6 protein-coding genes, 1 tRNA gene and 4 pseudogenes are annotated in these 11,716 nt (G+C 65.9%); 8 read left to right on the forward strand and 3 right to left on the reverse strand.

From position 1 onward, the window contains the following. Window positions 1-62: 62 nt before the first annotated feature. From QP164_RS07885 to QP164_RS07895, 3 genes and pseudogenes are all read right to left on the reverse strand, one after another. Window positions 63-139, reverse strand: a tRNA-Asp gene (locus QP164_RS07885). Between the two features lie 54 nt (window positions 140-193). Then, window positions 194-1,340: pseudogene (locus QP164_RS07890) on the reverse strand (AI-2E family transporter). 357 nt (window positions 1,341-1,697) lie between these two features. Continuing rightward, window positions 1,698-3,404: a class I adenylate-forming enzyme family protein gene (locus QP164_RS07895; RefSeq protein WP_333924207.1), complete on the reverse strand. Its 1,707-nt coding sequence runs from the start codon at window positions 3,402-3,404 to the stop codon at window positions 1,698-1,700. A gap of 193 nt (window positions 3,405-3,597) precedes the next feature. Between QP164_RS07895 and QP164_RS07900 the strand changes: the two genes are divergently transcribed. The 8 genes and pseudogenes from QP164_RS07900 (at window position 3,598) to QP164_RS07935 (ending at window position 11,716) form a co-directional block, all read left to right on the forward strand. Further along, on the forward strand, window positions 3,598-4,818 hold the full coding sequence (locus QP164_RS07900) for a serine hydrolase domain-containing protein (RefSeq protein WP_333922792.1): 1,221 nt from the start codon (window positions 3,598-3,600) through the stop codon (window positions 4,816-4,818). A 114-nt stretch (window positions 4,819-4,932) separates the two neighbouring features. Continuing rightward, a pseudogene (locus QP164_RS07905) lies at window positions 4,933-6,963 on the forward strand (3-hydroxyacyl-CoA dehydrogenase NAD-binding domain-containing protein). 37 nt (window positions 6,964-7,000) lie between these two features. Continuing rightward, on the forward strand, window positions 7,001-7,315 hold the full coding sequence (locus tag QP164_RS07910; protein WP_333922793.1) for an amidase family protein: 315 nt from the start codon (window positions 7,001-7,003) through the stop codon (window positions 7,313-7,315). After that, the gene (locus QP164_RS07915) at window positions 7,297-7,908 is read left to right on the forward strand and encodes an amidase family protein (RefSeq protein WP_333922795.1); all 612 of its coding nucleotides are present in this window, start codon (window positions 7,297-7,299) and stop codon (window positions 7,906-7,908) included. Before QP164_RS07910 ends, QP164_RS07915 begins: the two co-directional genes overlap by 19 nt. A 78-nt stretch (window positions 7,909-7,986) precedes the next feature. Further along, a complete protein-coding gene (locus QP164_RS07920) occupies window positions 7,987-8,304 on the forward strand; it encodes an amidase family protein (protein ID WP_333922796.1) in 318 nt (105 codons plus the stop codon). A 4-nt stretch (window positions 8,305-8,308) separates the two neighbouring features. Continuing rightward, window positions 8,309-9,489: pseudogene (locus QP164_RS07925) on the forward strand (acyl-CoA dehydrogenase family protein). 139 nt (window positions 9,490-9,628) lie between these two features. After that, window positions 9,629-10,755, forward strand: a pseudogene (locus QP164_RS07930) (acyl-CoA dehydrogenase family protein). A 73-nt stretch (window positions 10,756-10,828) separates the two neighbouring features. Continuing rightward, the gene (locus tag QP164_RS07935) at window positions 10,829-11,716 is read left to right on the forward strand and encodes an acyl-CoA thioesterase (protein ID WP_333922797.1); all 888 of its coding nucleotides are present in this window, start codon (window positions 10,829-10,831) and stop codon (window positions 11,714-11,716) included.

Here is an 11,716-nt window from a genome sequence, read left to right on the forward strand (position 1 = left end):
GCGGGAAGGCTCGTCAAAACCTCAACACTATCTCGAACCATCCACCCGGTCAGGGCAAACGATGGCGCGAGTGACGGGACTCGAACCCGCGACCTCCGGCGTGACAGGCCGGCGCTCTAACCAACTGAGCTACACCCGCTGAAACAGCGTGGAGGCGGCAACTAGGCGAGGGTTCGGATACCGTCAACCCAAATTATCCGCCAGTTTCACGTTGTGCCTCGGGCGGGTCGCCACGACGGCGATTTCGTCCGGTCTTGGGCTGCACCAGCGTCCCGTGCTCGAACAGGAAGCCGGCGATGTCGGGCTTGCCAGCGGCCTTCACGATCGTCTGGATGATGATCAGCAACGGAACCGCGAGCAACGCGCCCGACGTGCCCCACACCCATCCCCAGAAGCTCAGCGAGATCAGGATCAGCAGCGGACTGATCGTCAGGCGGTGGCCGACGACGAACGGCGTGATCGCGTTCGCCTCGACCAGGTGCAGCCCGTACATCAGCGCCGGCGGCAGCATCGCCATCCAGATGTCCGAGAACGTCATCAGCCCGCCCAGCGCGAGCAGGAACGCGCCGATCACCGGACCGAAATACGGGATGTAATTCAGCAGCGCGACGATCCCGCCCCACATCGCCGGATAGGGCATGCCGATGAACCACAGCGCGGTCCCGGTGACGATCCCGAGCACGATGTTGATCAGCGTGATCGTGCCGAGATACGCCGAGACGTCATCGACGATATCCTGGATCACCCGCGCGGTCGCCATCGCCCCGTCGAAGCTGGTCCGCCCGGTGATCGTCTGCCGCCGCATCCGCGTCCAGCCCGAGAGAAAAGAACACGATCAGCACCCCGAACAGGAACTGCACGATCACCGCAGGCGCCGATGTCGCGGCAAGTTCGAGGATCGACCCCGGTGCGGCAACGCCTGCGGTCGCCGGCTGCTTGATCGGTGTCGATGCGACCTGCCGCAGCGTCTTGTTCACGTATTTCTCAAGGCTCGAATAGAGATCGAGCAGCGGCGCGAGGTTATTCTGGATCCGATCGAGCCGGGTCGGCAGCAAGCGGAAGAAATCGGTCGCGGGGACGAGGATCGCCGCGATCGCGATGTTCGCGGCGATCAGGAACACGAGGATACACAGGATCGCGGCCAGCGGCGAAGGCACATGCCGCCGCTCGAGCCATTCCAAGACCGGCACCAGCGCGACCGAAATCACCAGCGCGATAGTCAGCGGCAGGAAGAACTCTGCCCCAGATTTCAGCGCGAACGGCGTGGCGAGGATCAGCCCGACGCCTGCGGTCAGCGTCAACGCCGCCAGCAACCGATCGCGACGCTGCGCGATCCGCATCGCATCCTCGACTCCCACGGCGATCGGCAGCCCGAACGCACTCTCGGCCGGCGGACCTTCCGCAAAGACGCCGTCCCCGCCCTGCGGTTGGTGCGTTTCCTGGCGAAGACCCTCGTCCGTCATGGCAATTCCTTTGCCACTCCCATCCCGTAATCCTGGCCGGCATTCAAGCGGCGCGCGGTGCCAGCGCGATGGAATTCCTCGAAAAGGCCGCGTTATGTCCGATCATGTCTTGATCCCAAGCCCCCGCTCTTCGTCCTCCTGACAAAAGTCAGACCCAGAGCCAAAAGCGCGGCCCTCCGTTACCCTGAATCCTTACTTTCGTCCGGATGGCGGAGCAGTATCAGGTATGGTCTCCTACGCCGACACCCCCACCCGGTCCTCGAACAGCGCCTGCAGGTCCTTCTTCAGGATCTTACCGTTCGCGTTCCGCGGCAGAGTCTCGTGGACGAAACGCACCGCGACCGGGGCCTTGAATGCCGCCAGATGTTGCCGCACCCAGCCCTGCAACTCGGCCTCGGTGGTCACCGCCCCCGGCGCGAGGTGCACCACCGCAGCGGGCTCCTCGCCGAGGATCCGGTGCGGAATGCCGATCAGCGCCGCGTCGGTCACTGCGGGGTGCGCGTAGAGGACGTTCTCCACCTCGCTCGAATAGATGTTCTCGCCGCCGCGGATGATCATGTCCTTGGCGCGGTCGACGATGTAGCAGAACCCCTCCTCGTCGAGCCGGGCCAGGTCGCCGGTTCGCACCCAGCCGTCGACGAATGTCGCCGCAGTCGCGTCGGGCTTGTTCCAATACCCTTTCACGATCATCGGCCCGCGCGCCCAGAGTTCCCCGACCTCGCCCGTCGCCATCTCGGTCACGCCGTCGTCCGCGACGATCTTCAGGTCGGCGGCGGCGACCGGAGGCCCCGCGCTGGTCGGGCGGTTGAGATAATCCTCGCCGCCGTGATGCGTGACGGTCGCCATCGTCTCGGTCATGCCCCAGCCATTGCCGGGCATCGCGCCGAACTCGGCATGGATGCGCTTCACCAGTTCGGGCGCCGCCGGCGCGCCGCCATAGGCGATCGATTCGAGCGACGAGAGATCGTATTTCTCGCGGTCGGGATGCTCCAGCAGCTGCCAGGCGATGGTCGGCACGCCGCCGGTGATGTTGACCTTCTCGCGCTCGATGATCTCCATCGCGCGGATCGTGTCCCATTTCCGCATGAAGATCATCGTGCTGCCGGTCGCGATCACCCCCATCATCCCCGCCGAGCAGGCGGTGACGTGGAACAGCGGGATCACCGTCAGCGTCACGCGCGGCGTGGGCTCGGGCGGTGCCTCGCCGCGGCGCAGGAACGAGCGCGCCGACGAATAGCCGCCCGACAGGATGTTCGACATCATGTTGCGATGCGTGCCGAGCGCCCCCTTCGGCGCGCCGGTGGTGCCGCTGGTGTAGAAGATCGTCGCATCGTCGTCGGGCGCGATGGTCGCGTCGGGCAGGCCGATATCGGGCAACGCAGCCCAGTCGTGCGGCGTACCGATCACATCCTCCAGACGCGTCACGATGCCCGTCAGCGGCTCCGCGGCGCGCGCGACGAACACGTGCTCCAGCGCCGGCAACGTCGCATACGCCGCCTCCAGCCGATGATGCCGTTCGTCATCGGTGATCAACACGCGCGCACCCGAATCGGCGAGGCCGTATTCCATCTCGGCGCCGGTCCACCACGCGTTGAGCGGCACCATGATCGCGCCGAGGCTCGCACCCGCAAAGAACGCGACCGGCCATTCGGGCAGGTTGCGCATCGCCAGCGCCACGCGGTCGCCGGGGCCGATCCCCATCTCGCGCAACCGGTGCGCCAGTACGGCGATCGCCCGGAAGTTCGCCTCGTAGGTGACGCGCTCGTCCTCATAGGCCGTGAACACACGCTCGCCATGCGCGCGCGCCGCCTCGGCCAGCCAGCGCAACGACGGCGGTGCGTTCTTCCAGATGCGCGTCTCGATGCCGTCGATCGTCAACGTCTCCATCTCGAACTTCGCGCCGGGGGCGGTCAGCATTCGCTCGGCGTCGGCGAGCGACATCGCCGGCCAGGAGGGATCGAGTGCGATGATCGGTTCGCTTGCCAAGACCGGTTGACTCCAGAGTTGAATTTCGGGTTTGGCTTATCGCCTGTTCGAAGACAGGTTATAGTTGATTCCTGCCGCACTCAAGGCAATAGAGGCACCAGGTTCGAACTAGGGGTATGGAGCGGGTCATGGCGGGAACGATCGAATCATGAAAATCGCCAAGCCCGCCGCGCATGGCTTCGACGCGAGCCGGTTGGCGGCGATCGATACGCTGCTCCAGACGCGCTACGTCGATTCGGGCAAGCTGCCGAACGCCCAATTGCTGATCGCGCGCGACGGCGAGATCGTCCATTTCTCGCACGCGGGCGCGGCGCGTGAGGGCGGCAAGGCGATCGACGAAGGATCGCTGTTCCGCATCGCGTCGATGACCAAGCCGATCACCTCGGTCGCGTTCATGATGCTGGTCGAACAGGGCCTCGTCGCGATCGATACGCCGGTCCATCACGTCCTGCCCGAGTTCAAGGATATCGCGGTTTACAATGGCGGCGGTGGCGGCGTCCCGTTCGTGACCAAGCCGACCGCCGAGCCGATGCGGATGGTCGACTTGCTGCGACACACGTCGGGGCTCACCTACAGCTTCCAGAACCGTTCGAACGTCGATGCGGCCTACCGCGAGGGTAAAATCGAGAGCTGGCACGGAGGTCATGACCTCGACGGCTTCATCGGCGCGCTGGCGAATATCCCGCTCGAATTCTCGCCCGGTACCGCGTGGAATTACTCGGTCGCGACCGACGTGCTCGGCGCGGTCGTGCAGCGCGTGTCGGGCCTGCCGCTCGACCAGTTCTTCCGGACGCGCATCTTCGCGCCGCTGAAGATGGACGACACATTCTTCCAGGTCCCCAAAGGCAAGCTCGACCGTCTGACCGACTGCTACACGCTGCTGCCCGGCAAGGGCCGCGTCATGTACGATCGCGGCGCCGAGAGCGCCTGGAGCCGTGCGCCGAAGCTTCTGTCCGGCGGCGGTGGGCTCGTCTCGACCGCGCTCGATTATCACCGGTTCAATACGATGCTGCTGAACGGTGGCGAACTCGATGGTGCGCGGATCCTGGGGCGAAAGACGCTCGACCTGATGACGCAGAACCACCTGCCCGGAAAATCCGATCTCGCGACGATGTCGAAGTCGCTTTTCAGCGAGGCGTCGAACGCGGGCACCGGCTTCGGGCTTGGCTTCGCGATCACCGACGACGTCGCGAAGACGATGGTGCCGGGGTCGAAGGGCGAGTTCTACTGGGGCGGGATGTTCTCGACCGCGTTCTTCGTCGACCCGGTCGAGCGCCTGTCGATGGTGTTCATGACGCAGCTTTCGCCCAGCAATATGTATCCCATCCGCCGCGAGCTGAAGACGATGATCTACGCGGCGATGACCTAATCCCCAACGGCCGTCATCCCGGCGGACGCCGGGACCCAGGGCCGCACGCACACCGAATTTGGCTCTGGGTCCCGGCGTTCGCCGGGATGACGGGGCCGGCACCAGGAGACTAGAATGACGAGCCCGATCCGCACCGAACGCCATGACGACGTGCTCGTCATCATCTCGAATAACCCGCCCGTGAACGCGCTCGGCGCCGCGGTCCGGCAGGGCCTCGAAGCGGCGATCAAGGACGGCGTGAACGACGACAGCATCACCGCGATGGTCATCCGCTGCGACGGCCGCACCTTCTTCGCAGGCGCCGACATCACCGAGTTCGGCAAGGAGATGGTCGAGCCCGGCCTGCCGACCGTCGTCGACATGATCGAGGCGTCGTCGAAGCCCGTCGTCGCGGCAATCCACGGCACCGCGCTTGGTGGCGGCTGCGAGGTCACGCTCGGGTGTCATTATCGCGTCGCCGTCCCCTCGGCGAAGATCGGCACCCCGAAGTGAAGCTCGGCCTCCTCCCCGGCGCGGGCGGTACGCAGCGTATTCCGCGGATCGCCGGCGTGAAGCTCGCGCTGGAGATGACCGCGAAGGGCGATCCGATCTCGGCGAAGAAGGCGCTCGACGCCGGGCTGATCGACAAGATCGTCGGTGAGGATCTCGCTCGAGACCGACGCCGTCGCGTTCGCGCGCGAGATCGCGACCAGTCGCCCCTTGCCCCGTGCGTCCGAGAAGACCGCGCAGGCCGATCCCGATGCGGTCGCCGCGTTCAAGAAGGAGAATGCGCGCCGTTTCCGTAACTTCGACGCGCCGGCCGCCAATATCGCCTGCGTCGAGAAGGCCTCCGATGGCTCCAGCTTCGAGGAGGGCATCGCCTTCGAGCGCCAGGAATTCATGAAGCTAATGACCGGCGTCCAGTCGGTCGCACAGCGCCACATCTTCTTCGCCGAGCGTCAGGCGGCCAAGATCGACGACGTCCCCGCCGACACCAAGCTGCGCGAGATCAAGCGCGTCGGCGTGATCGGCGCGGGCACGATGGGCGGCGGCATCTCGATGAACTTCCTGTCCGCAGGCATCCCCGTGACGATCGTCGAGATGCAGCAGGAAGCGCTCGACCGGGGCACCGGCGTCGTGCGCAAGAACTACGAGGCGACCGCCGCGAAGGGCCGGATGAAGCCCGAGCAAGTCGAGCAGGCGATGGGCGCGTTGAAGCCGACTCTGGACTTCGCCGATCTCGCCGAATGCGACCTGATCATCGAGGCGGTGTACGAGACGATGGAGGTGAAGAAGGAGATCTTCACCAAGCTCGACGCGATCGCCAAGCCGGGCGCGATCCTGGCGTCGAACACCTCGTATCTCGACATCGACGCGATCGCGGCCTGCACCAAGCGGCCCGAGGACGTGGTCGGGATGCACTTCTTCTCGCCCGCCAACGTGATGAAATTGCTGGAAGTAGTACGCGGCGACAAGACCGCGGACGACGTGCTGGCGACCGTCATGGCGCTGGCCAAGAAGATCAAGAAGGTCGCCGTGGTGGCGGGCGTCACCTACGGCTTCATCGGCAACCGCATGCTGATGCCGCGGCAGGTCGAGGCGACCAAGCTGCTGCTGGAAGGTGCGAGCCCGGAGCAGATCGACAAGGTCCATGTTGCGTTCGGGATGCCGATGGGGCCGTTCCAGATGAGCGACTTGGCGGGCGTCGACATCGGCTGGCACCGCGACCCGAGCCGGATCGAGAACATCCGCGATGCGCTGGCGGCGGAGAACCGCTGGGGCCAGAAGACCAAGGCGGGCTTCTACGATTACGACGAGAAGCGGACGCCGTCGAACTCGGCACGGGTCGCCGAGATCATCGACGATTTCCGCAAGAAGTCGGGCGTGACGCCGCGCGAGATCAGCGACGAGGAGATCGTCGTGCGGACGCTCTACACGATGGTCAACGAAGGCGCGCTGATCCTCGAAGAGGGCAAGGCACAGCGCGCGTCGGACGTCGATGTGGTCTGGATCTATGGCTATGGCTGGCCGGTGTACCGCGGCGGGCCGATGTTCTGGGCACAGTCCGAGGGGTTGCCGAAGGTCGTCGCGGGACTCGAGAAATATGGGTTCCCGGTGGCGAAGTCGCTGAAGGATGCCGCGGTATCGGGCGGTCGGCTGAAGTGATCGGTCGCGGTCGTTTCTTGCCGGTAGTCGATTGCTGATGGAGCGATCCGCGCTCCAGACGGCGGCGGCGATCCGTGCGGGCGAGACGACCGCGCTCGCCGAGTGCGACGCAGCGATCGCGCGGATCGAGGCGCGCGACGGTGCGATCAACGCCGTCGTCGTTCGCGATTTCGTGCGGGCGCGGGAGGCGGCGCGGGCGCTCGATGCGGAGGGTCCGGACGACCGGCCGCTGTTCGGCGTCCCGATGACGGTCAAGGAATCGTTCGACGTCGCCGGCTTGCCTACCAGCTGGGAGTCGGGGTCCACCGTGACAATATCGTCGACCGCGATGCCGTGGCCGTCACGCGGCTGAAGGCGGCGGGCGCGGTGATCCTCGGCAAGACCAACGTGCCGGTGCGGCTGAGCGACTGGCAGGCGGATAACCCGATTCATGGCCGGACGAATCATCCCATCGATCCGACGCTGACACCCGGCGGATCGTCGGGTGGTGCCGCGGCGGCGCTCGCGTCGGGGATGGTACCGCTCGAACTCGGCTCCGATATCGGCGGCTCGATCCGCGTGCCTGCCGCGTTCTGCGGCGTCTGGGGGCACAAGCCGACCTATGGTGCCTTGTCCGATATCGGCCACCGCGTGCCCGGCACCGATGGGGCGAGCGCCAATCTCGGCGTGATTGGGCCGTTGGCGCGCAATCCGGAGGATCTGGCCGTTGCGCTGGACATCCTCGCCGACATCCCCTTGCCGCGCGCGACCGTTGACTTAACCCGACCACGCATCCTGCTGCTCACCGCGCATCCCTCGGCACGCGTCGATTCGTCAATCGTCGGCGCGATCGAGCGCGTCGGTGAAGCCCTCGCCGCGGCCGGCGCCATCATTTCAAGCGCACCCCGCCGATCGACCTCGCTGCTCAGCATGCCGACTATATGCGGATGCTCGGCATCGCGATGACCCGCGGCGGACCTGCACGCGATGGTAAGGTCGCGACGTTGTCGCACTGGTTCGACCTGCTCGATCTCGCAGGCGCGGTTGCAACGCGTCTGGGGTGCACTGTTCGAAGAGTTCGACGCGGTAATCGCGCCGGCGAGCGGCGTGAACGCCTTCCCGCACATCGCCGAGCGCAACGTCGCGCGGCGCACGCTCTCGATCGACGGCGAGGACACCCCGTTCGGCGTCCAGTTCGCCTGGGCCGGCCTCGCCACCTTCCCCAATCTGCCCGCGACCAGCGTGCCTGTCGGGATCGACCCGCGCGGCCTGCCGATCGGCGTGCAGGTCATCACCAACCGTTACCGCGACCACGACGCGATCGCCGTCGCCGCGCTGTGCAATCGACTAAGCAGGAGCTGATCCGATGTCCGACCTCGACACTTTCCGGTCCGAAACGCGTGCGTGGCTCGCGGAGAATTGCCCCCCGAGATGCGCAAACCCGTCCGGTCTGAAGACGATGTCTGCTGGGGCGGGCGCCAGTTCAAGCCTTCGAGCCCTGCGCAGAAGGAGTGGCTCGACAAGATGGCCGCCAAGGGCTGGACCGTCCCTGACTGGCCCAAGGCCTATGGTGGCGGTGGGTTGTCGCCTGCGGAGACGAAGATTCTGCGTGAAGAGATGGCGGCAATTAAGGCGCGCAACCCGCTCAATTCGTTCGGGATATCGATGCTCGGGCCGGCATTGCTCAAATACGGCACGGAGGAGCAGAAGCTCGATCACCTGACCAAAATCGCGCGCGGCGAGATCCGCTGGTGCCAGGGGTATTCGGAGCCGAATGCGGGGTCCGACCTTGCCGGGCTTGCCACCTCGGCGGAGGACAAGGGCGACCATTATCTCGTCAACGGGCAGAAGGTGTGGACATCCTACGCGGACAAAGCCGACTGGATCTTCTGCCTCGTTCGCACCGACAAGACGTCGAAGCAGGGCGGGATCAGCTTCGTGCTGTTCGACATGGCGTCACCGGGCGTCTCGACCAAGCCGATCCTGCTGATCAGCGGCAATTCGCCGTTCTGCGAGACGTTCTTCGACAATGTCGAGGTGCCCAAGGTCAACCGCGTCTACGAGGAGAACAAGGGCTGGGACGTCGCGAAATACCTGCTCGGGCATGAGCGCGAGATGATCTCGGGCATGGGTCTCGCATCGAGCGGCGGCAACCCGCTGATCGACGGGGCGATCGCGACGGTCGGGCTCGGGCATGACGGGCGGCTCGCCGATCCGTTGCTGCGCGCGTCGATTGCTATGTTCGAAGTGCGGGCGAAGGCGTTCGGGGCGATGTCCGAACGCTTCATCGACGAGCTGAAGGCGGGCAAGGCGCACCCCGCGCAGCCGAGCATGATGAAATATTACGGGACCGAACTGAACAAGGGTCGGTACGAATTGATGATGGCAGCGGGCGGATCGGATGCGCTCGAATGGGACAGCGAGCGGTCGAGGGGCGGGGCGATCCCGCGGTCGTGGCTGCGGACCAAGGCGAACTCGATCGAGGGCGGGACGAGCGAAATCCAGCTCAACATCATCGCCAAGCGAATTTTGGAACTGCCGGCCTGACCGACCCGATCGCCACCCGCCCCCATCACATCACCCCAACGAAAGCTGGGGTCTCCCCGTAACGAAGCGCCCCCTGCCGCACGTCACCCCAGCGTTCGCTGGGGTGACGGAGGTCTTCCGGGCGTCGGAGTAACCCGAAATGCCACTGTATCTAGACGACGACCAGACCGTCATTCATGACACCATTCGCGATTTCGTCGCCGAACACGCGTCGGTCAGCCACATGCGCGCGCTGCGTGACGCCGACGACAAGACCGGCTTCTCCCGCGACCTGTGGAAGCAGTTCGCGGAGATGGGCTTTACCGGCATCCTGATCGGCGAGGACCAGGGCGGGCTCGGGCTCGGCCATGTCGAAGCTGGCGTGGTGCTGGAGGAAATCGGCCGCAACCTGTCCCCTCCCCGTTCCTCTCCACCGCAGTCGCGGCGGTCGAGGCGCTCAAGGGCACGGGACAGGCGGAACGCTGGTTCCCAGGCATCATCGCGGGCGACACCGTCGCGGCGCTGGCGATCGACGAGAGCGCCAAGCACCGCGACACCGTCGCGATGAAGGCCGAACGCTCGGGCAACGGGTTCAAGCTGACTGGTGCCAAGCGGTTCGTCACGCACGGCCACACCGCCGATCTGATCATCGTCGCCGCGCGCACCGCAGGGTCGGATAACGACACGGACGGTATCACGCTGTTCGCGGTGCCGAAGGATGCCGCAGGACTGACCACAAACGCCGAACGCCTCGCGGACTCGAGCTTGGCCGCGCGGCTGGAGTTCGAGGGCGTCGAGGTCGATGCGGACGCGGTGATCGGCGAAGTCGACGCGGGTCGTTCGCCGCTTGATCGCCTTTTGCGCGCGGGGCGGACCGGTGCGTCCGCGGAACTGCTCGGCGTCGGCGGCGGGGCGATGGACATGACGATCGGCTATCTGAAGGAGCGCAAGCAGTTCGGTACGCTGATCGGCAGCTTCCAGGCGCTCCAGCATCGTGCTGCGCATCTGTATTCGGAGATGGAAGTCGCGCGCGCAGCTGTGTTGAAGGCGCAGCAACTGCTCGAACAGGGCAGCGACCGTGCCGACGAAGCGGTCTCGGTGGCCAAGGCGATGACTGCGCTGGCGACCACGCTCAGCGTGCAGGAGGGCATCCAGATGCACGGCGGCATCGGCATGACCGACGAATACGACATCGGCTTCTACATGAAGCGCGCGCGCGTGCTGGCGGAGATGTTCGGAGATGCGAACTTCCACGCCGATCGGCTGGCGGTAGCCGCCGGGTATTGACCGTAGGTTGTACCCCCGCGAAGGCGGGGGCCCAGACTGGGCACCCGCCTTCGCGGGTGAACAAGGAGGTCAGATGCCTGCCGATACTGCCGAAGTAACACCCGAAGCACTCGCCCAGGGTCTCGTCGACCTGCTTGAGATCGAGGAGGTCGACACCGATCTTTATGTAGGCAAGCGCCAGCCCGGTGGGGTCGGGCGCGTGTTTGGCGGACAGGTGATCGCGCAGGCTCTGCAGGCTGCGCAACGCTCGACCGACAGCCCCAAGGCCGCGCACTCGCTGCACGCGTATTTCATGCGGCCGGGGAACGAGGACTATCCGATCGTCTACCGCGTCGTCCGCGATTTCGAGGGTCGCAGCTTCGCCACCCGCCGCGTGATTGCGATGCAGAAGGGCCAGCCGATCCTCAACATGGCGGCGTCGTTCCAGATGCCCGAGGACGGCCTGCACCATCAGGACGCCATGCCCGACGTCCCCGCGCCCGAAACGCTCCGCTCGGACCGAGATCTGCGGCTCGAAAATATCGACGGCATCCCCGAGAAATTCCGCGCGCACATGCTGCGGTGGCGGCCGATCGAGGTGCGCCCGGTCAACCCGCGCAGTTGGATCAACCCGGCCCCGCAGGAGCCCAACTACGCCAACTGGTTCCGCCTCGTCGCGCCGATCGGCGACGATCCGGCGATGCACCGCGCGATCCTGGCCTATGCGTCGGACATGGCGCTGCTCGGCACGGCGCTCCTGCCGCATGGGAAGAACTGGATCACGCCGGGGCTGCAGACCGCGAGCCTCGACCATTCGCTCTGGCTGCACGAGGATTTCCGCGCGGACGACTGGCTGCTCTACGCCTGCGACAGCCCGTGGTCGGGCCATGCGCGCGGCTTCAACCGCGGCAAGATCTTCGCGCGCGACGGCCGCCTCGTGGCGAGCGTCGCGCAGGAAGGGCTGATCCGGATGCGCCAGTAA

Source organism: Sphingomonas sp. LR59, from assembly GCF_036855945.1.
Lineage (GTDB): Bacteria > Pseudomonadota > Alphaproteobacteria > Sphingomonadales > Sphingomonadaceae > Sphingomonas.

Bases quoted from the DNA above. Each gene is read 5' to 3' on its own strand.
- QP164_RS07900 (WP_333922792.1), top strand. From the start codon at position 3,598: ATGAAAATCGCCAAGCCCGCCGCGCATGGCTTCGACGCGAGCCGGTTG.
- QP164_RS07895 (WP_333924207.1), bottom strand. From the start codon at position 3,404: ATGTCGCTCGCCGACGCCGAGCGAATGCTGACCGCCCCCGGCGCGAAG.
- QP164_RS07910 (WP_333922793.1), top strand. From the start codon at position 7,001: ATGGAGCGATCCGCGCTCCAGACGGCGGCGGCGATCCGTGCGGGCGAG.
- QP164_RS07935 (WP_333922797.1), top strand. From the start codon at position 10,829: ATGCCTGCCGATACTGCCGAAGTAACACCCGAAGCACTCGCCCAGGGT.